This window comes from Desulfobaculum bizertense DSM 18034, assembly GCF_900167065.1.
Lineage (GTDB): Bacteria > Desulfobacterota > Desulfovibrionia > Desulfovibrionales > Desulfovibrionaceae > Desulfobaculum > Desulfobaculum bizertense.
Genome location: NZ_FUYA01000001.1, coordinates 118,476 through 137,734 on the forward strand (window position 1 = coordinate 118,476; position 19,259 = coordinate 137,734).

General features: G+C 54.3%; 18 protein-coding genes. 9 read left to right on the forward strand and 9 right to left on the reverse strand.

Annotation, left to right across the window (positions count from 1 at the left end):
• Positions 1-83 precede the first annotated feature (83 nt).
• From plsX to B5D23_RS00530, 3 genes are all read right to left on the reverse strand, one after another.
• On the reverse strand, positions 84-1,115 hold the full coding sequence (gene plsX, locus B5D23_RS00520; protein ID WP_078683437.1) for a phosphate acyltransferase PlsX: 1,032 nt from the start codon (positions 1,113-1,115) through the stop codon (positions 84-86).
• Complete coding sequence (gene rpmF / locus B5D23_RS00525) at positions 1,105-1,284, reverse strand: 50S ribosomal protein L32 (protein WP_078683438.1); 180 nt, start codon at positions 1,282-1,284, stop codon at positions 1,105-1,107. The genes plsX and rpmF overlap by 11 nt, the downstream gene beginning before the upstream one ends.
• A 62-nt stretch (positions 1,285-1,346) precedes the next feature.
• Complete coding sequence (locus tag B5D23_RS00530; RefSeq protein WP_078683439.1) at positions 1,347-1,874, reverse strand: YceD family protein; 528 nt, start codon at positions 1,872-1,874, stop codon at positions 1,347-1,349.
• Between the two features lie 211 nt (positions 1,875-2,085).
• On the opposite strand from B5D23_RS00530, the gene rpmB reads away from it, so the two are divergent.
• Positions 2,086-2,283, forward strand: a complete 198-nt coding sequence (gene rpmB / locus B5D23_RS00535) for a 50S ribosomal protein L28 (RefSeq protein WP_078683440.1) — start codon at positions 2,086-2,088, stop codon at positions 2,281-2,283.
• Positions 2,284-2,871: 588 nt separating this feature from the next.
• On the opposite strand, the gene gltX is transcribed toward rpmB, so the two are convergent.
• Together gltX and B5D23_RS00545 are read right to left on the reverse strand one after the other, a co-directional pair.
• Positions 2,872-4,290, reverse strand: coding sequence for a glutamate--tRNA ligase (gene gltX / locus B5D23_RS00540; RefSeq protein WP_078683441.1), 1,419 nt, complete (start codon positions 4,288-4,290; stop codon positions 2,872-2,874).
• Positions 4,291-4,429: 139 nt separating this feature from the next.
• Positions 4,430-4,651: a NifU family protein gene (locus B5D23_RS00545; protein WP_078683442.1), complete on the reverse strand. Its 222-nt coding sequence runs from the start codon at positions 4,649-4,651 to the stop codon at positions 4,430-4,432.
• Positions 4,652-4,959: 308 nt separating this feature from the next.
• Between B5D23_RS00545 and B5D23_RS00550 the strand changes: the two genes are divergently transcribed.
• On the forward strand, positions 4,960-6,138 hold the full coding sequence (locus B5D23_RS00550; protein ID WP_159445861.1) for an AI-2E family transporter: 1,179 nt from the start codon (positions 4,960-4,962) through the stop codon (positions 6,136-6,138).
• Between the two features lie 81 nt (positions 6,139-6,219).
• Here B5D23_RS00550 and B5D23_RS00555 read toward each other — a convergent pair whose 3' ends face one another.
• Complete coding sequence (locus B5D23_RS00555; protein WP_078683444.1) at positions 6,220-6,810, reverse strand: VOC family protein; 591 nt, start codon at positions 6,808-6,810, stop codon at positions 6,220-6,222.
• A 3-nt stretch (positions 6,811-6,813) separates the two neighbouring features.
• Positions 6,814-7,584: a potassium channel family protein gene (locus tag B5D23_RS00560; protein WP_078683445.1), complete on the reverse strand. Its 771-nt coding sequence runs from the start codon at positions 7,582-7,584 to the stop codon at positions 6,814-6,816.
• 174 nt (positions 7,585-7,758) lie between these two features.
• Here B5D23_RS00560 and rdgC point away from each other — a divergent pair, with 174 nt between their 5' ends.
• The 3 genes from rdgC to lgt are packed head-to-tail and all read left to right on the forward strand — an operon-like array spanning position 7,759 to position 9,764.
• Positions 7,759-8,373, forward strand: a complete 615-nt coding sequence (rdgC, locus tag B5D23_RS00565) for a recombination-associated protein RdgC (protein WP_078683446.1) — start codon at positions 7,759-7,761, stop codon at positions 8,371-8,373.
• An 11-nt stretch (positions 8,374-8,384) separates the two neighbouring features.
• The gene (locus tag B5D23_RS00570) at positions 8,385-8,912 is read left to right on the forward strand and encodes a hypothetical protein (protein ID WP_078683447.1); all 528 of its coding nucleotides are present in this window, start codon (positions 8,385-8,387) and stop codon (positions 8,910-8,912) included.
• A gap of 57 nt (positions 8,913-8,969) precedes the next feature.
• Positions 8,970-9,764, forward strand: coding sequence for a prolipoprotein diacylglyceryl transferase (lgt, locus tag B5D23_RS00575; RefSeq protein ID WP_078683448.1), 795 nt, complete (start codon positions 8,970-8,972; stop codon positions 9,762-9,764).
• Between the two features lie 61 nt (positions 9,765-9,825).
• On the opposite strand, the gene tsaA is transcribed toward lgt, so the two are convergent.
• Both tsaA and thiL read right to left on the reverse strand, forming a co-directional pair.
• A complete protein-coding gene (gene tsaA, locus B5D23_RS00580; RefSeq protein ID WP_078683449.1) occupies positions 9,826-10,815 on the reverse strand; it encodes a tRNA (N6-threonylcarbamoyladenosine(37)-N6)-methyltransferase TrmO in 990 nt (329 codons plus the stop codon).
• A gap of 11 nt (positions 10,816-10,826) precedes the next feature.
• A complete protein-coding gene (thiL, locus tag B5D23_RS00585) occupies positions 10,827-11,822 on the reverse strand; it encodes a thiamine-phosphate kinase (protein WP_078683450.1) in 996 nt (331 codons plus the stop codon).
• A 266-nt stretch (positions 11,823-12,088) separates the two neighbouring features.
• Between thiL and glgB the strand changes: the two genes are divergently transcribed.
• The 4 genes from glgB (at position 12,089) to B5D23_RS00610 (ending at position 19,195) form a co-directional block, all read left to right on the forward strand.
• Positions 12,089-14,002 (forward strand): 1,4-alpha-glucan branching protein GlgB, encoded by a 1,914-nt coding sequence (glgB, locus tag B5D23_RS00590; RefSeq protein ID WP_078683451.1) that lies wholly within the window; start codon positions 12,089-12,091, stop codon positions 14,000-14,002.
• A 17-nt stretch (positions 14,003-14,019) separates the two neighbouring features.
• Complete coding sequence (malQ, locus tag B5D23_RS00595) at positions 14,020-15,534, forward strand: 4-alpha-glucanotransferase (protein WP_078683452.1); 1,515 nt, start codon at positions 14,020-14,022, stop codon at positions 15,532-15,534.
• Positions 15,535-15,669: 135 nt separating this feature from the next.
• On the forward strand, positions 15,670-17,004 hold the full coding sequence (locus B5D23_RS00600; protein WP_078683453.1) for a TolC family protein: 1,335 nt from the start codon (positions 15,670-15,672) through the stop codon (positions 17,002-17,004).
• 1,042 nt (positions 17,005-18,046) lie between these two features.
• Positions 18,047-19,195: a DegT/DnrJ/EryC1/StrS family aminotransferase gene (locus B5D23_RS00610; RefSeq protein WP_078683455.1), complete on the forward strand. Its 1,149-nt coding sequence runs from the start codon at positions 18,047-18,049 to the stop codon at positions 19,193-19,195.
• Positions 19,196-19,259: the final 64 nt, after the last annotated feature.

Here is a 19,259-nt window from a genome sequence, read left to right on the forward strand (position 1 = left end):
TGCACCATCAACTTTTTAGATTGTCTCGGAAGCACCTTGCACGCAAGATGCGTCTTCGGAATTATATCGGGCAGTATGCTGGACTAGCCAGCAGCCTTGAGGATTTCCCTGTCGGCCTGAAGAGCAGCCTTGAGGTGCTCATTTGCCCCGGACAGTACGAACTGTCCGCCCATTTTTACGGCATTTGTGATGGCTTTCTGGTTGGAAGAGCCATGCGAAACAATGACAATTCCATTAAGTCCCAGAATGGGTGCACCACCATATTCGGCGTAATCCACGAATTTGGCAAAGCGTTTGAGGCGTCCCTTTGCAAGGAATGTCCCGATTCGTCCGAGCCAGCTTCCCAAAAGCTCACGCTTGAGCACTTTGCCTAGGCTGCTGCCAAGGCCCTCGGAAAGCTTGAGCACAACGTTTCCAACAAAACCGTCGCAGACAATGACGTCAACGTCGCCAGTGAAAACATCACGCCCCTCAACGTTGCCCCGGAACGAAACCGCAGAGTCACGAATAAGCTCAAAAGCTTTTCGGACAGTGGAGTTTCCCTTGCCTTCCTCTTCACCAATGGACATCAGGCCCACGCTCGGGGCATTGTATCCCAGTACGTCCCGGGCAAATACGTCACCCATGATGGCGAACTGGAAAAGATGCTGAGGCTTGGAATCGACATTGGCACCGACGTCGAGAAGGACCATCGGTTTTTTTACGGTAGGAAGGACGCTCGCAAAGGCAGGACGCTTTACGCCACGGATGCGGCCAATGATAAACATACCACAGGCTGCCGTGGCGCCGGAATGTCCAGCGCTAACAACACCATCTGCAGCGCCGTCTTTGACCAGACGGCAGGCTACCTGAATCGAGGTGTCGGTTTTGCGCCGAAGAATTTCCGAGGGTTTTTCGCTCATTTCAGCGACGTCCCCGGCGTGGACGATAGAAATATCTAGTCCTGTAGTATCGAGCTTATACAGCTCGGTGCTAATAGAGGACTCATCACCAACAAGCACAATGGCAAGATTGTGCCTGCGGGCTGCTTCGACCGCACCGGGGACGACGACGCTGGGACCGCTGTCGCCACCCATGGCGTCAACGGCTATTCGTGGCTTGTTACTAGGCTTCATCCTTAAAGAGATGCTGCTTGCCTTTGTAGTTGCCGCACTTGCTGCATGCACGATGAGGGCGCATCGGCTCACCGCATTCGCAGAACGTCACAGTGGGAACGGCCACTCTGTCGTGAGAACGACGCATGCCACGCTTGGACTTGGACGTCTTTTTCTTAGGTACTGCCATTTTCGTCTACCTCTCTTGTATTATCCGCGAAGTCTCCAAATAATAGGGACGACTCGGTGGAATTATTTTTTGTCGGGAATTTTGAGACCACGGAGAACCGCTAAACGTGGATCTGCGCTCTGTGTCTCACACCCGCAATCACCTTTGTTCAGGTCCGCACCACACTTCGGGCACAGCCCCTTGCAATCCTCCCGGCACAATGGCTTGGCCGGAAGAGCGAGCAGGAATTGTTCCCAAAGGATAGCGCCGGCGTCAAGCTTTACTTGGCCGTCTTCCTCGAAGAGCCGTGGCTCATCCGCCTCGTCTGTATCGCCCACTTCTTCGTATACGTCAAAATGTTCCGAAATGGTAACGACAGAATCAGCGTTACAACGATCGCACGGAAGAGTAATTTGGCCTTCCAGTTGACCGCGCACGAGACATGACTTAGGACCCTGAGGCAGAACGGTCAAACGACCCTCTACGGGCGTCTTCGTTTTTGCCTCAATATGAAAATCTTTACAGGGCTCCAACCAGAGTTCCTGTTCTGAAAAAAGAAATTCCCGACCCTCGGCCGGGATGTCCGCCATGCTGATGATGTATTTCGTCATGCTAACCTCGCAAGAGGGATTCTCTATATGTGATTATTTCTTATTGTCAAGGCAAAAGCGCTTGCGTTTTGGCCGTGGAAGAGATAAAGGGGCAAATTCCGTGTGAGTGAAACATTGTAGCTCTGCCGGATAAAATTGAGTATGATTTTGTTGGACGGTGCGCACTATAACGCATACCGTCGCGAAATAGATGATTTTGAGGAGGTCTCCCATGAGTCAGGTTTGTGCTATCTGCGGTAAGCGTCCCCAGAGCGGCAACAACGTGAGCCACGCTCACAATAAGTCCAAGCGTCGGTTTAACCCGAATCTGCAGCGCGTTCGCGTGCAGCTCGATTCCGGTGAAGTAAAACGCCTTGACGTTTGCACTCGCTGTATCCGCTCCGGCGCGGTTGCTAAGCCGAGCAAGTAAACGCTGCCGAACCAATTTTTTGGTTTTACGCGAAAAAGCTCCAGCCTGCAAAGCTGGAGCTTTTTTATTTAAAAAAGCGCGAGAGGGTGGGGGACGAGACTCTGTCTCGTGCTCTGCAAGAGGCGCCGGGCGGGCAGGGTGTTTTATTGGGGCGCTGCCCCAAACCCTGCAAGGGGCGCTGCCCCTTGACCCCGCCCAAGGACGAGGCCCTTGGGAATCCCGCTATCGCCCGAAAAAAGGGGCCGGATGAGTGAAAGCCTTTGGCTTTCCCCTTCATCCGGCCCCTTTTTTTCGGCCTAATTAACTAGGTGTGTCTTTTTTTTCTTCGCGCCTCACCCCTTTCTTTCTGAACGCTCGCGTTCAGAAAGAAAATGGTGGCAACACGCAGAAGAGAAAGAGGCTCTCGACGCTAGCCCCAATACGTTTAAAAGCCGTGGAAGCGAAGCTTCCACGGCTTTTAAACGCGATGAGGATACGTAAGGGAATCATTCCCTTACGCGGGGTCCGGGGCTGGCCCCGGCGGGGGTTTGGGGGCAGCGCCCCCACCAACATACCTTTCCCCTTTTCCTCATCTTTTTCTGTACAGTTCTATGCCTGCTCAGCGGCCTGTTCAGCTTTGAGCTGAAGGGCGCGGTCGATGCGTCGGAGGGACTTTTCTTTGCCGAGGACGTGCAGGGTTTCGTGCAGTCCGGGGCTAAAGGTCCGTCCAGTGACAGCGACACGGATGGGCTGGGCGATTTTTCCGAATTTAATTTCTTTGGTTTCGACGAAGGAGTTGAGAGCCTTGTCGAGGGTTTCTTCTTCGAAGTCGGGGAGGTCGGCGAGCATGCCGCGGACTTCGGTAAGCAGCTCACAGGCGGTGGGCTTGAGGTGCTTTTTCATGCCCTTGGGATCATACTCAAGGGTTTCGTCGTCTTCGAGGAAGAAGGAACACTGCTCTGCCATGTCGCGCATGGTGACAGCGCGGGGCTGATACAGGGGGACGATCTGGGCGAGCTTCTCAGGGGCGGCGGAGATGCCGAGGTCCTTGAGATGGCGATCGAGCAGCTCGACGAGACGATCAATGCTGGCTTCCTTGATGTAGTGGGCGTTAACGCTTTCGAGCTTTTTCATGTCGAACATAGCGGGAGAGCTGTTAAGGCCGTGGGTATCAAAGCAGCCGATGAGTTCTTCCTGAGTGAAGATTTCCTGATCGCCGTGACCCCATCCGAGGCGGACGAGATAGTTGACCATAGCTTCGGGGAGGAAGCCCATCTTTTCGTATTCCATGACACTCATGGCGCCGTGACGCTTGGAGAGTTTCTTGCGGTCGTTGCCGAAGATCATGGGGACGTGACCGAATTCAGGGACGTCATAGCCGAGGGCCTGATAGAGGGCGATCTGCTTGGGGGTGTTGGAGAGATGGTCTTCACCGCGCAGGATGTGGGTCATGCCCATTTCGGCATCGTCAACGACAACAGCGAGGTTGTACATTGGGGAGCCGTTGGCGCGTCGGATGATGAAGTCATCGACCATTTCTTCATATTCCATGCTGATGTCGCCCTTGACCATGTCGTGCCATGCACAGGTACCGGTAGGAGCCTTGAAGCGGACGACGCGGCCTTCGCCGGGGCCGAGGTTTTTATCACGGCAGCAGCCGTCGTAGCGGGGCTTTTTACCTTCGGCGCGAGCTTTTTCACGCATGGCGTCAACTTCCTCGGGGGTGCATTCGCAGTAATATGCGTGTCCAGTTTCGAGGAGCTTTTCGATAGCGAGGTTGTAGCGCTCGGTGCGTTCACTCTGGAGGTAAGGACCTTCGTCCCAGTCGAGACCGAGCCAGCTCATGCCGTCGAGGATAGCCTGTGTCATTTCCGGGGTGGAACGTGCGGTGTCAGTATCTTCGATGCGCAGGACAAAGCGGCCGCCGTTTCGACGGGCGAGCAGCCAGTTAAAAAGTGCTGTACGGGCACCACCGATGTGGAGGTATCCAGTGGGACTCGGGGGGAATCGGGTAACCATTGTGCTCATGTGGAAACTCCTGAAAAAAGCAGTATGTGTTCGATAGCGATGCTACCGGAAAAATCATGCAAAAGCGAAAAGCGCCAAAAGCCCCGCGCAGGTCCAAGCGGAAAACGCGGGGCACAAAAATGAAAAAAGCGGGGGCAGCCTAGACGGCTTCAACGCCCTTAACGTCGGGCACTTCTTTGAGAATAAAGCGCTCGATGCCGTTTTTCAGCGTCATCTGGGACATGGGACAGCCTTTGCAGGCGCCCTGAAGGCGGACCTGGACCATACCCTCTTCAGTGATGTTGACGAGTTCGACGTCACCACCGTCTGCCTGAAGAGCGGGGCGGACCTTTTCGAGAGCCTTTTCGATTTTTTCCCTCATGGCGTTTCTCCTTCGCTGGTATTTGCTTTTGGGCTGTAGCGCCAGAGCTGGTGCTTGTCAATTTAGAGAAGTTTTCTCTGATTTTTTGTGGCGGAGCTGGAAGAGACGCGAGGGGGGAGAAATTAAAAAATGAAGAAAATTAAGAAGTTGATGAGAAAATAAATGAAAATACAGCGCTGACGGGCATAAATTTGCACATGTGCTGCGCTGGTTTTTCAATAATGCTCTGTGTTAGTGATGTGGAAATGCTGTTAGACTGAATCTGAAGACGATACTTTTTCAGGCAGTGCCCCTGCCGGAGGATGATAATGACACAGAAAACCGAGAAAACCGAAAATGGCCAAAGATGGTCAGCCCGCAGTGGCCGGCGCTATTATTCGTTTTTTCTTTTCGCCCTGATTCTCTTTGCCATGTACCTTGCATGGAAAGTTTTTGCGCCTTTCTTGAATTCCATTATTTTTTCTGGCGTCCTTGCGGGTATTTTTACTCCGCTTTTCAGGTTCCTTATGGGGAAACTCGGCGGCCGAGGCAATATCTCGGCAGGTATCGTCGTGCTGCTGGTGACGGTGTGTATTTTTATTCCCGCATTTCTGTTCCTTGGTGGGCTGGCAACACAGGCCGCATCATCAATTACACAGCTGACGGACTGGATAACACACACTGACGTGGATAGCATGCTGGGGCAAACGCATGTGAGTAGCTTCATGGCGTGGATAGATGCAAAAATGCCGTTTATCCACCTTGAACAGATAGATTTTCAGGCGGGACTGGTGCGCTTTTCCCAAAAGGTTGGGCAATTCTCCATCCAGCTTGGAACAAGCGTTCTGAGTAATGCGTTTTCCCTGACCCTGCACTTCCTGATTATGCTGTTTATTTTGTTTTTCCTGCTGCGTGACGGGCAGAGCATGATCGACTACATCAAGTCGCTGTCTCCGCTGCGAGAGGATCAGGAAAACAGAATTTTTGACAGCCTGCGCCGGATTGCCCGCTCAGTGCTGGTCGGTGGCCTGCTGGTTGCGATGCTCCAGGGCATCGTAGGTGGAATCGGGCTTGCGATTGTTGGTATTCCAGGACTGTTCTGGGGCACAATGATGGGATTTTCGTCACTGATTCCAATCGTTGGAACCGGGCTTGTCTGGGTGCCTGCAACACTGTTTCTGGTCCTTATTGGCTCATGGAAATCTGCGCTGTTCCTCGTCATTTGGAGCGGGCTGCTGGTTACAAATATTGATACATTCCTTCGCCCGTACTTTATGCGAGGCGCTTCGGGAATGCCGCTTCTGTACATCTTCCTGTCTGTGATTGGTGGCTTGCAGGCCTTTGGCGCACCGGGGCTGCTCTATGGTCCGCTGATCCTGTCTTTCGCAATGGTCATGCTGCGCCTCTATGGCGAAGAGTTCCGGGAAATGATCGGCCGGGGCGAACATAGCCAAAATAGAGATCTGGCAGAAAAGGAAGAGCCGGTCCTGCAAAAGAAAGAGATGTAGATTCCTGTAGATATAAAAAGCCGGGGTCCTGATGGGCTCCGGCTTTTTTTGTGGGTTTTAGTCTGTTGAAGGCGTGACGTTTTATTTCCATTTGTTGCGGTCCTCTTCGAGTACGTCTTTGCCCTCTCCGGGGTAGTCGCGCCGCTGGCTTGGTGGCGTTGGCGTGGGCTTTGGCCAGTGCCCCGGCTGCGGGTCTGGACCTTCGAGGCATATGCGTGAGGGGGCGGAGTCCGCCATTGCGGGGGTATGGCGTGGGTCGGCTCCGGGGACGGAAAAAGAAAATTCGATGGGAATGCCGTTGGGGTCAAAGGCATACACGCTTTTGATAAATCCGTGGTGAATGACTTCGGAGGGATCATAGCCCGCTGCGGCAAGCAGGTCTTTGACCTCCCACAGGTCGGTTTCGGTTTCAACACCAATGGAAACGTGATCGAAGCCAATGGGACCCGCTACGGGGTAGCCATGGTCGCGCATGGGAAGCGGCTTGGCTTCGGGCCATTCAAAAAAAGCCAGCAGGTCCGTTGGGGAGATTTCAAAAAAATAGTGGCGGTAGCCCGGATGCCCCAGTCCGGCCACAAGACGAAGCCCAAGCAGGTCTCGCCAGAAGCGGATTGTGCTGTCCATGTCTCCAGTTACCATTGCGAGGTGATTGACTCCACAGTATTTGGGCATGATTTAGTCGTCCTCTTCGTTGGTGGTGATGCCACGAGTTACAACGCCGATGATGAGCGCAAACATGGCGTAGCCCGTGAGGCACATAAAGCTGACAAGAAGTTTTGCCGCTGGGGTTGCTGGCGTGATGTCTCCAAAGCCCAGCGTGGTCATGACCACAATGGAAAAATAAAAGGCATCTATCATGGTTGCCTCCCCCGTCATGATGGCACCGTGAAATGCTGGGGCTTTTCCAAGGGAAAAGCTGAGGAGTTCAAGGCTGATGGTCAGTGTGGTGAGGGCGGCGAGCACTGTGATGTAGATGTGGACCAGAAAACCAATATCCTGCCAGCTTGGGCGACGGTTGGGACGCAGGAGTCCGGCAATGCCGTGCATGAAGCGCCGCATGTGAGCGAGGGTGAGCAGGATGATAAGCGTTGTGAGCGCGAAGAGTCCCCAAAGGCTGAGAACATAGGCAAGGGCCATTGCTCCGCAGATGAAACCAATGGCGCCCATGCGCAGAATGCGCTCGCGTGGGTTGATGCGGCAGGCAAGGGCGAGGGTGGAAACGACGCTGCATCGCCACCATTCAAGGAACATGCTGAGGGCGGCGACGACAAGACCATTCAGGATGGAAATGCCGAAATACAGGGCGAGGGTCCCGGAGGAGAGGGCAAGCTTTGCCACCACCGGGCGGGCAAAGAGGTCAACCGTCATGAGGCCGAGAAAGAGACAGATGACTGTCCATCGGCCGAGTTGCTCCCGAAAGCTTCCCTGGCTGGCTCGTAAGTGCATCACAACTCCTCAAAAAAAAGATATGGATATTTCTTACGGTACGATAAAGAGAGCAGTGGTTCAAGAGGAGGAGCAAAGAGAAGCCGCTTGCCGATGCGGGCCGCGAAAGGTATGCAATGGCGTTCGACATGAGTGGCCTGTGCCGCTCCATTCATTACAACAAGGAGAACTCTCGTGGGATTCTTATCCGCCAGTTCGACATTTACTCGCTACCGCCTCATCGAGGAGGTACCGGAAAGCCTGTGGCCTGAGGTGACTGAGCGCCTGAGGAAGCACGCTTTTCTGGATATTGATGATACCGCTGATGAACGGTCTTTTGGCTGGGTTTCCATCGACGACATGCTGGATACCCGTTTCGAAATGGCTCCGCCGGAAAAGGGTGAATACATCACCTTTGCCCTGCGCCTCGATACCCGGCGCATTAGCGCTGCCGTGCTCAAAAAGCACGTCGCCATTGCCATGAATCAGGAACTGGCCAAAGCTCGTGAGCTGGGACGCAAGTCTGTGTCTCGCGAGAGGAAAAAGGAAGTCCGCGAGCAGGTGCAGCTCAAGCTGCGTGCTCGGAGCCTGCCTGTGCCTGCGCAGTTTGACGTGGTGTGGAACATCCGCACCAATATGATTTACCTCGCCAGCACTCAGCCGAAAATGCGTTCGCTTTTTGAGGATATGTTTACCCTGACCTTTGACCTGCACCTTGAGCCGCTGACTCCGTACTACCGGGCTGTGGAGCTTTTGGGTGAGGAAAAGGCCGCTCAACTTGACGAGATCGAAGCCGGGCGCTTCGCCTAAAGGATTGGGACATGGAAGACGCATATCTTGGACAGGCCAAGGACGTGATTCTTGGTCAGGATTTTCTGACGTGGCTGTGGTATAAGAGTGAGGCAAAAAACGGCATGTTCTCCATGCCGGACAATGAAGCCTTTACCCTGTTTGTTGAGCAGCGGGTTTCCGTGCAGGGGGGCGAAGGCGACTCCAAGGAAACGACCTCTGTCAGCGGCCTGATGAGCGAGCTGAAAGAAGCCAAGCTTGGTCTGGCTATGGGCAAAAAAGTGAACAAGGCCCAGATTCACGTGGACGTGGATTCTGAGGAATGGCGCTTTACCCTGCGGGCCGAGGACTTCGCCATCAATGGCTTTAAGACTCCCAAAGTCGAAGTCCACAAAGAAGAGGATGAAGATCCTGATGGTGCATTCCTTGAAAAGATGTACCTCATCGAGCGCGGCCTCGGCTTCCTTGATCAGCTTTTTGAGGAGTTCCTTCAGCTCCGCCTTTCCAAAGAATGGGCTGACGAATGCCACGACATTGCTGTGTGGCTGGAGCAGGACTAAGTTTTTTTGCGGCAGGGCAGAGCTTCTGCCGCTTTTCTTTTACCGAGGTATTTGCCTGTGCTTGTGTATCCGCATTTTGACCCTATTGCCATTCACATAGGACCGCTTGCTGTGCGCTGGTACGGTCTCATGTATCTTGTGGGGTTTGTTTCGGGCTGGCTCCTTGGGCGACACCGGGCCAAACAGCCCGGATCGGGCTGGACAACAGAGCAGGTCGACGATTTTGTTGGCTACATCATGCTGGGTGTGGTTTTGGGCGGCAGGCTCGGCTACATCCTGTTTTATGACCTGCCGGTCTACCTGCACGACCCGCTCCAGATTTTTGCAATTTGGCGGGGAGGCATGTCCTTCCACGGTGGTCTTGTGGGTGTGATGCTGTGTTTTTGGCTCTATGGCAGGAAAACAGGCAAGAGCTTTTTCGAAGTTGCTGACTTTATCGCTCCCTTTGTTCCAATTGGGCTTGGGGCCGGGCGTATTGGCAACTTCATCAATGGCGAGCTGTGGGGCCGGGTGACGGACTCCCCGCTGGGGATGATTTTCCCGGGCTATGGAGCTGGACCATATCCACGGCACCCTTCGCAGCTGTATGAAGCGGCTTTGGAAGGGCTGGTTCTTTTTGTGCTGCTCTACTGGTACTCGTCAAAGCCTCGGCCCACACGCGCTGTCGCCGGGCTGTTTGGCGTGGGCTACGGCCTCGCGCGCATTTCTTGCGAGTATTTCCGGGAGCCGGACATCCAGCTGGGCTTCCTCTTTGGAAACTGGCTGACAATGGGGATGCTGCTTTCACTGCCAATGGTCGTGATTGGGGCATGGCTTATGTATTCTGCCTATCACCCGCGAAACACAGCCTAAGCTGTGGAAAATTGAGAAAAGAAAAGGACTGGTTCGTTGTGAGCCAGTCCTTTTTTTATGCTTATTTGCCTGCCAGCAGAGCGAGGCGGGCGAGAGAATTGAGTTCTTCGTTGAGGGCGAGGGCGCTTATGGGCGTATCGCCCCAGCACACAAGACCGTGGTGCTCCATCAAAATGGCGCGGTAGTCTTTGGCCTTTTCTCCGACGGCAAGCCCCAGCTCTTCGGTGCCCGGCTGCATGGGCGGCACGCTGCTGAGCATCTTGGTGTAAAAGTCTGCCTCAAAAAGGGGCAGGTCAAAGTGGGTGCCGTGCTTGAGACTGTAGGCCAGAAGCTCTGTTGGGTGCGTGTGGACAACGGCCTTGGCTTCGGGCTGCTGGCGATAGACAGCCAGATGCACCGGGGCCTCACTGGAGGCTGCGGTGCCGGGACCTGTTACCGTGCCGCTTTCAAGGTCAATAGTGGTCAGGTCGCCGGGGGACAAAAATCCTTTGGCTGCGCCAGAGCGGGTAATGACAATGCTTTTGCCAATGCGCATGGACACATTGCCGTTAAATCCATTGAGCAGATTCTTTTCCCATCCTGCCCGGCAGACATTTTCCAGCTCTTGCCCAATGCTGGAGCTGATGTTTCCACCCCAGTATTTGGCTCCGCTCGTCTCCGAAGAAATACTTTTGATGTCCACAATGGGTGTGCCATTGAGCACTTCAAGGCGGTCCACATGCAGGCGCTGGCCTTCAATGTCCAAAATGCGGACGTGATGCAGGCCAATGGGGTTGGGACGGTCTGGTGAGCGGGTGCCAAACACGCCTTTTTTCGGCACGGCAAGATTTCCGCGCGGGTGAACGCGCTGCACGCTGCGGTCCGCCTGATGCAGCCAGGTAAACAGAAGAACATCCATGCCCGGCTTGAGTGAGGTCAGGGCGTCAGCAAATTCGGTGCGGATGATGACGTCTGCCTCAGGGGCGTTTTCCGAGTACTGCTTTGGGCAGTCCCGAAGTGTCGTGAGTGGAGAAACAACAGTCCCAATGGGTTCAAGCTGGTATTCAGACATGGCCGTCTCCTCTATTCGTGAGTGGCGAAATGATCGAATCCCGTGAGGTCCAGAGGCTCACCGTTGAGGCTGAGTGCAGTGGTTGCGGTCACGGTACCTATAACAGTGTGGTGCGGCAGATGCGTTTTCAGTGCGTCGAGGGCATCTGGGGAGGCTGCTCCAAGAAGAGCGTAATCCTCTCCGCCAAGAAGTGTAAAGTGCAGAGGATTCAGTCCGTTATCCTGAGTGTAGGTCCGAACGTCTTTGGGGATTTCTCCAGCAGAAATATTCAGGTCTGCGCCGCAGGCCGGGCCAATGAAGCGCGGAAGGTCGCGGGCAAGACCATCAGAGATGTCCATTGCGCCATGCACACCGGGGATTTCTGCGAGTTGCAGGCCATCTGCAATGCGGGGCAGGGGGCGCAGGTGTGCATTGACTGCACCGGGGTAAAGCTTTCGGGCTTCTGGACCAAGCTCCTCAAGGGCAAGCAGACCTGCACGGGGGAGTCCCAGATCACCGCAGACAAAAAGTACGTCGCCGGGCGAGCAGCTCTGGCGGGTCAGAACGCGCCCGGATTCTCCGGGTTCGCCCCAGATGGTAATGGAGATACCAAGGCAGGGACCAAGAGAGAGATCGCCGCCAGTCAGTGGCAGATTGTGTTCCGCAGCCAGTGCGCTCATGGCCTGAAAGAATTCGTCCCACTCTGCGGCCTGCATAAAGGAACCACTGTGTTCGTCTGGAACGATTAGGCCAAGGCTGAATCCTGTGGGACGGCAGCCCATGCCTGCGATGTCAGAAATATTGACGGCCAGAGCCTTGTGTCCAATGTCGGCGGGTGAGAAGTAACTGCGGCGAAAGTGCACGTTTTCCAGAAAAATATCTGTGGTCATCACAATGGAATCCTGCCCGCGAAGCTGCGCGCAGTCATCGCCCCGACCAATGAGCATTCGCTCGTGACTGTTGGGGAAATGTTTATGAATCAGCTGAAGAAAATCGTTTTCTGAAGATAGTGTCGTGCAATGAGCCATACGGTGCAGCTTCCTCTTTCGCAGCGTGCGCTACTGTAAAACGTGAAGGGGAATCCCCTGAGCTTGGTACGGGAGCGTAAAACAAATATGCTTCGAAAGAAAGCAACTGGGGTGGGCGGATTTTCGTGTGGCAATTGTATGAATTTTCAAGGTGTTTTGAACGTGAGCTTTACAGCTGGCGTAAAGCATGTACCCTCAGAAGCAGTCTATGCGACCGCAGTTGAAAAATGCTACACTCTTTCGTCAGGTGTAATGAGGAGTCGTCCATGAACACAGTTGATGCAGTTCGGCATGATCTCAGCCTTTTGACAGAGCAGGACATCTATCTTTTCCGTGAGGGGCGCCATTATCGGCTTTATGAAAAGCTTGGTGCGCATCTGATGGATGCGGATGGCGTTTCGGGCTGTTTTTTTGCTGTCTGGGCACCCAATGCCAGGAGTGTTTCCGTTATTTCGGATCAGAATGGCTGGGACCCATGTGCACATCCCCTTGCCCCCCGTCTTGATTCCTCCGGGATATGGCAGGGCTTTGTGCCGGGCATGACTCGTGGCGCGGTCTACAAGTATCATCTGGTGGCCCAGAACGGGCAGGAGTGGGACAAGCGTGATCCCTTTGCGCTTTTTGGAGAATCGCCGCCAGAAAGTGCATCCATTGTCTGGGATACGGAATATTTTTGGACAGACAAAAGCTGGATGGCCGAGCGGGGTGCTCGGAATGCGCTGGATGCACCGTGGTCCGTCTACGAAATGCACCTTGGCTCGTGGCGGCGCAAAGACAATGGCGAACTCATGAGCTTTGTGGACCTTGCGGGCTGTTTACCAGAGTATCTTTCTGGGCTTGGCTTCACGCATGTGGAGTTTTTGCCTGTCATGGAGCACCCATTTTATGGCTCATGGGGCTATCAGACCACCGGCTATTTTTCTCCCAGCTCCCGCTATGGAAGTCCGCAGGAGTTCATGGACCTTGTGAATGCCCTGCATCGGGCAGGCATTGGCGTTGTGCTGGACTGGGTGCCTTCGCATTTTCCCAATGACGAATACGGGCTGCACCGTTTTGACGGGACGCATCTCTATGACCACGAAGACCCGCGCCGTGGCTTTCATCCTGACTGGAATTCCTGCATATTCAACCTGGGGCGTTACGAGGTTCGCTCTTTTTTGATTTCCTCCGCCATGTTTTGGCTTGATGCCTATCATGCGGACGGCCTGCGCGTGGATGCCGTGGCCTCCATGCTGTATCTCGACTACTCCAGAAAAGAAGGGGAATGGATTCCCAACGAGTATGGCGGACGCGAGAATCTGGAAGCCATTGATTTTCTGCGTACGCTTAACAGCACCGTGTATCAGCAGTATCCCGACGTGCAGACCATCGCCGAGGAATCCACTTCGTGGCCAATGGTTTCCCGTCCTGTCCATCTTGGGGGGCTGGGCTTTGGCATGAAGTGGAATATGGGGTGGATGCACGACACACTTGAGTATTTTAGTATGGACCCGGTGTTTCGGAAGTACCATCAGGACAAGCTGACCTTTGCCCTGTGGTATGCCTACACAGAGAATTTTATGCTTCCGCTGTCACACGACGAAGTCGTCTATGGCAAAGGCTCCCTCTTTACCAAGATGCCCGGCGACGACTGGCAGAAATGGGCAGGGCTTCGGCTCCTGTATTCTTACATGTACACCATGCCCGGCAAGAAGCTGCTCTTTATGGGAGCGGAGTTTGGGCAGCATGGAGAGTGGAATCATGACGGGGTGCTGGAGTGGGGGCAGCTCGAAGGGCAGGGCGCTGGGCTGAGCGCGTATCTTCATGATCTGAACATGCTTTTGCGTTCGGATCCTGCATTACATGGCGCTGATTTTTTGCCGGAAGGCTTTGAGTGGGTAGATTTTCGGGATGCTGAGGAGAGTGTTATTGCCTTTCTTCGTCGGGATGAGCAGAAGCGCTGTGTGCTCGCCGTGTTGAATTTTACCCCGGTCCCTCGCGAGAACTATCGGCTGGGTGTGCCGTGGGCCGGGTTCTGGAAGGAGCTGCTTTGTAGTGATGCTGTTTCCTATGGGGGCAGCGGCTGGGGAAATTATGGAGGGGTGCAGTCTGATGCCATTCCTTCCCACGGGCATGAGCAGAGTGTTGAAATTGCGCTTCCCCCTCTGGGAGCGGTACTCTTTGAGTGTTCGGAGGGCTGAACGCAGGAGTTATCTGCATGAATGAACTCTTTGCCACGCGTCGAAGCGGAGTGCTTTTGCATGTGTCGTCACTTCCCTCTGCATATGGGATTGGCGACATGGGCAGTGGTCTTGTCCGTTTTTTGGATTTTCTGGAGGCGTCCGGCCTGACGCTTTGGCAGATTCTTCCGTTGACGCCCGTCTCTTCTTTTCTGGGAAATTCTCCCTATTCCAGCAATTCACTCTTTGCCGGGAACACGCTGTTTATTAGTCCAGAGCGTCTTGCTGCGGATGGCTATCTGCGCCTTTCTGAGCTTTCGGATTTTGCTCTCCCAAATACAGGAAAAGTCGACTATCCCCGGTGTGAAGTGCTTCGGCAGAGTCTTCTTGACCGGGTCTATCTGCGGTGGGGCAGAGAGCTCCTCGCGGATTCTGCTTTTCAGGCTTTTGTTCAGCGGCATGCTTCGGCGTGGCTGGATGATTTTGCTCTGTTTTGTGCGCTCAAAAAAAAGCATGGCGGGCAGCAGTGGACTCGCTGGGCTGCCCCATACCGGCAGCGCGATGCTGCGGCCCTGTCTGCCTTTGCCGAGGAAGAGCGCGACACCATTCAGCAGGTTCTTTTTGAGCAGTATCTCTTTTTTTCGCAGTGGGAGCGGGTGCGGGAGGAATGCCGCAGGCGTGGAATTCTTCTTATTGGCGATGCTCCGTTTTATCCGACTCATGATTCTGCCGACGTCTGGGCGCATCAGGAGCTTTTTCAGCTTGATGAGCGCGGTGAGTCTCGGCAGCTCGCAGGTGTTCCCCCGGATTACTTTAGCGAGACTGGTCAGCTTTGGGGCAATCCTGTCTATGCATGGCCCGCCCATGCTGCAGAGGATTATGCGTGGTGTTTGCATCGTATGGAGCACAGTCTGCGCGAGGTGGATATTTTACGCATTGACCATTTTCGTGCCCTTGCGGGCTACTGGGCCGTGCCACATGGAGAAAAAACCGCGTTAAATGGGCATTGGGAGCCAGGACCCGGCGAAGCGTTTCTTGCGGCCGTGCAGCAGCGGATTCCGCAGCTCCCATTTATTGCGGAGGATTTAGGTGAAATAACCCCGGATGTTATTGCCCTTCGCAAAGCATTTGCATTGCCCGGAATGCACGTTTTGCAGTTCGGGTTTGACGAGGATTTGCCCAAAAGCCCGCATGCGCTTCACAATCATGAGCAAAATGGCGTATCCTACACAGGAACTCACGACAACACGACGAGTCGGCATTGGTGGGAAAGTGACGGTGGGGCGCGAAAATCCCGCTTTCGGCGTTACACTGGCCTCGCCCCGGCTGCAGGCGGCATAGCAGAAGCTCTGATTCGGCTCGCCTGTATGTCCCCGGCACGGTTTGCTCTTTTCCCCATGCAGGATATCTTGAATTTATCAGCATCGGGCAGGATGAATGTTCCCTCCCGCGCCCGTGGAAACTGGGCATGGAGAATGCGCAGCAAAGACGTCTCCGGGCAAATTACAGAAAAAATGCGGCAACTTGTCACGTTGTATGGTAGGCTACCGTAAATTCTATGGCAAAGAAGGATGTGCCATCCCAATTCTGTTGACTGCACAGGGTGTTCTGTGCTCTCTACTCGTTGATGCCGTGGGGGCATCTGAAATGGAAAAGGGAATGGTGGTAACTGAGAAAAGGACGAGCAGATGAAAACACCTGGTTTGAGAGTAACGCTCTTTGCTTTGGTGCTGGCTGTCTTTTCCGCGGTGCCTGCACTCGCGGAAACCACCGTCTACAACATGGAACAGGCTGTCAGACGGGCCTTGGAAGCCAACCCGAGCATTCTCGCTGCACGACACGACTTGCAGGGAGCTGAAGAAGGCCGGAAGTCCGCGCGAGGAGCATTCCTCCCGTCGGCGACAGCACAGTATGGCTACACGCACACAGACCACGACAAGCCAAAACCTCGGAAAACAGGTGAGGCCCAGCGTGAAGCTGATCTGTGGAATGCTGGCTTAAATGTCCATCAGGATATTTTCACCGGCTGGAGAATCCTCTCCACCTATCAGCGGTCTGTTTTGAGCAAAGACCAGACTGCTGCAACCTTGCAGAATGCAGAGCTGACACTCGTCGGTCTGGTTCAGCAGAATTTCCTCGGCCTCCTGAAAGCTCGCGAAGACGTTCGGGCTGCACAGGATTCACTGGCTCGACTTCAGGAGCAGCTGAAAGTGACCCGCGCCTTTTATGACGTGGGCCTCAAGCCTCGACTCGATGTTTTGCAGGCTGAAGTTGATTTGGCTCAGGCCGAAGACAACTTGATCGAATCCAAGAATTCGGTCGAAACTCAGCACGCCCGCTTGAATACCTTGCTCAATATCCCCCTTACCGCTGATGTCGAGTATGAGGGTTCTCTGGATTACACGCCGTTCTCCCAGACAATTGAGCAGGTTTTGACCCGCGCATATCACAACCGTCCCGATCTCTACATTGCTGCAAAGAGTGTTGAAATCGCCCTCAAGGACGAAAGCATCGCCCGTAGCGGTTATTATCCGCAGCTCGGCGCTGACTTTGACTGGACAACTTTTGGCGATGACCCTGCCGCTTCCGGTAGCGATCTCGTAAAAACAGAGTTCAGTGAGTGGTCCATCGGCGTGAATGCAACGTGGACCTTCTGGGAATGGGGTGAAAATTATTACGCCGTCCAGCAGGCAAAAGAAAACGTGAAAAGCTTGATCTCCACCGCAGACAACACGCGGCAGGAAGCAACTTTTGACGTGAAATCAAATCACCTGAGCATCTTTAAGGCTGCGGAAAGCATTAAGGTTAACCGCAAAGCCGTCGAAGCCGCTCAGGAAGGCTACCGCATGGCAGTCGCTCGCTATCAGGCTCAGGTCGGTACGAACACCGATGTGTTGGACGCTCAGGAACGTCTGACGAATGCAGAAGCTGACCTTATCGCAGCCCTCGCAGATTATCGGATCGCTCTCTCCCGGATGTACGTCTCCATGGGTGAGAAAAACCTGACCCTCGAAGCTCAGTAAGCATCTGATTTGTCCTTAAAAAGAGCTGTGGCACCGCCACAGCTCTTTTTTTATGGGTAAAATTTAGGAGAAGTTGGGGGCCAGCCCCAGCACGTGAGTGCTGGATGGGCGGGCGGAGGAAAGTTGGGGGCCAGCCCCAGCACGCTAGTGCTGGATGGGCGGGCGGAGGAAAGTTGGGGGCCTGCCCCAGCACGCTAGTGCTGGATGGGCGGGCGGAGGAAAGTTGGGGGCCTGCCCCAGCACATTAGTGCTGGATGGGTGGGTGGGGGAAGTTGGGGGCCTGCCCCCAAACCCCCGCGTAAGGGAATGATTCCCTTACGTATCCTCATCGAGTTTAAAAGCCGTTCAAGCTTCGCTTGTACGGTTTTTAAACTTGTTGGGGCTACCTAAAGCGGCTTCTTTCTCTTTCCCGTGTGTTGCCACCATTTTCTTTTTGAACGCGAGCGTTCAAAAAGAAAATAAGTGCGGTCTGAAAAAGGCAGAAGAACACGCGCTAGGGAAACGTCCACTAGACCAAAATTAAAGGGCCGGATGTAAGGGAAAGCCAACGGCTTTCACACATCCGGCCCTTTAATTTTGGGCGATAGCGGGATTCCCAAGGGCCTCGTCCTTGGGCGGGGTCAAGGGGCGGCGCCCCTTGCAGGGCTTGGGGCAGCGCCCCAATAAAAACACTCCCCACTCCCCACTCCTCCCACCTTTTCAAAGCGGCCTGCTTCTTGCACAGAGAGTAAGCGAGCCGCGAAACGGGGTGATAAGGGCGAAAAGTGGTGCAGAATAGACACAGGGCTGTGCGCTTTTGGTCGCAATTGCTTCGGCGGAAAAGTTCCAGATGAAGAGCAGTTGCGCGGAAATCTGGACGGTGAGCGGGGAGCTGATGCTCCGCAGAAATTTAGAGCCATTGGAGCTTTCTTGTCTGAAAACGACAGGGGGAGTTCCAAGGCGAGAGATTCATTTAACGACAGGAAAACGCCGGGTGAGATAGCCGAGGCTGTTTTCATAGACCACGTTCCCGTGCTGCGGGGGCGAATTTGGAGTGGACACGATGAAGATGCCCTTTATTGATTTGAAGAGTCAGTTCAAATCCATTGAAAGCGATATTCGCAAACGCATTGATGCAGTGCTTGAGCACGGCCAGTATATTATGGGTCCAGAGGTCCACGAGCTGAACGAAAAGCTGGCAGAGTTTGCTGGCGTAAAGCACGCGATTTCCTGCTCCAGTGGCACGGACGCACTGCTGCTGGGCCTGATGGCCAAAAACATTGGTCCTGGCGACGCTGTTTTTACGACGCCATTCACCTTTGTTGCGACGGCGGAAGTTGTTGCTCTGACTGGGGCTACCCCGGTTTTTGTTGATATTGATCCTGTGACCTTCAATATTGATGTTGAAGAACTCCGCAAGGTGATCGCAGACGTTGAAAATGGCACACATCCGCTGTGCAAGGATTCCGAGCTGAAGGCTCGTGCGATCATTCCTGTTGACCTGTTCGGTATTCCGGCAGAGTACGACGCCATCAACGCGATTGCAGAAGAGCATGGTCTGTTCGTGCTGGAAGACGGAGCGCAGAGCTTTGGTGCAACCTACCACGGCAAGCGGACTGGTTCCCTGTCACATGTTGGCGCAACGAGCTTCTTCCCGGCCAAGCCACTTGGTGGCTATGGTGACGGCGGCGCAGTGTTCACTGACGACGATGAGACCGCAAAGCTGATGCAGTCCGTGATGATCCACGGCATGGGTGAAGACCGCTATCAGAACGTGCGCCTTGGCATCAATGGCCGTCTGGATTCTTTGCAGGCCGCAGTACTGCTGCCGAAGCTGGAGATTTTCCCTGATGAACTGGTGAAGCGCCAGCAGGTTGCAGACGCATATAGCGAACGCCTGTCCCAGATTCCGGGTGTGACTCCTCCGAGCCTGCCGGAGCACTGCACGAGCGCATGGGCACAGTACTCTGTGCTGTCCGAAAAGCGTGATGCCATCCAGAGCGCACTGCGCGAGGCAGACATCCCGACCGCAACGTACTACCCGATTCCGCTGCATCTCCAGAAGATGTTTGCAGATCTGAACTACAAGCAGGGTGATATGCCTGTTTCCGAACGCTGCGCAGCCCAGATCTTCAGCCTGCCCATGCATCCTTACCTGAAGGAAGAGCAGATTGCTGAAGTGTGTCAGGTGATTGCAAAAGCCGCAAAGTAGAGACAAAAAAATCTGTAGAAATGGGGCTGGAACTGCGATTCCGGCCCTTTTTTTATTGTCCTGA

Coding starts and splice junctions, on each gene's coding strand:
- plsX (WP_078683437.1), bottom strand. CDS start 1,115: ATGAAGCCTAGTAACAAGCCACGAATAGCCGTTGACGCCATGGGTGGC.
- rpmF (WP_078683438.1), bottom strand. CDS start 1,284: ATGGCAGTACCTAAGAAAAAGACGTCCAAGTCCAAGCGTGGCATGCGT.
- B5D23_RS00530 (WP_078683439.1), bottom strand. CDS start 1,874: ATGACGAAATACATCATCAGCATGGCGGACATCCCGGCCGAGGGTCGG.
- rpmB (WP_078683440.1), top strand. CDS start 2,086: ATGAGTCAGGTTTGTGCTATCTGCGGTAAGCGTCCCCAGAGCGGCAAC.
- gltX (WP_078683441.1), bottom strand. CDS start 4,290: ATGAGCACAATGGTTACCCGATTCCCCCCGAGTCCCACTGGATACCTC.
- B5D23_RS00545 (WP_078683442.1), bottom strand. CDS start 4,651: ATGAGGGAAAAAATCGAAAAGGCTCTCGAAAAGGTCCGCCCCGCTCTT.
- B5D23_RS00550 (WP_159445861.1), top strand. CDS start 4,960: ATGACACAGAAAACCGAGAAAACCGAAAATGGCCAAAGATGGTCAGCC.
- B5D23_RS00555 (WP_078683444.1), bottom strand. CDS start 6,810: ATGCCCAAATACTGTGGAGTCAATCACCTCGCAATGGTAACTGGAGAC.
- B5D23_RS00560 (WP_078683445.1), bottom strand. CDS start 7,584: ATGCACTTACGAGCCAGCCAGGGAAGCTTTCGGGAGCAACTCGGCCGA.
- B5D23_RS00570 (WP_078683447.1), top strand. CDS start 8,385: ATGGAAGACGCATATCTTGGACAGGCCAAGGACGTGATTCTTGGTCAG.
- tsaA (WP_078683449.1), bottom strand. CDS start 10,815: ATGTCTGAATACCAGCTTGAACCCATTGGGACTGTTGTTTCTCCACTC.
- thiL (WP_078683450.1), bottom strand. CDS start 11,822: ATGGCTCATTGCACGACACTATCTTCAGAAAACGATTTTCTTCAGCTG.
- glgB (WP_078683451.1), top strand. CDS start 12,089: ATGAACACAGTTGATGCAGTTCGGCATGATCTCAGCCTTTTGACAGAG.
- malQ (WP_078683452.1), top strand. CDS start 14,020: ATGAATGAACTCTTTGCCACGCGTCGAAGCGGAGTGCTTTTGCATGTG.
- B5D23_RS00600 (WP_078683453.1), top strand. CDS start 15,670: ATGAAAACACCTGGTTTGAGAGTAACGCTCTTTGCTTTGGTGCTGGCT.
- B5D23_RS00610 (WP_078683455.1), top strand. CDS start 18,047: ATGAAGATGCCCTTTATTGATTTGAAGAGTCAGTTCAAATCCATTGAA.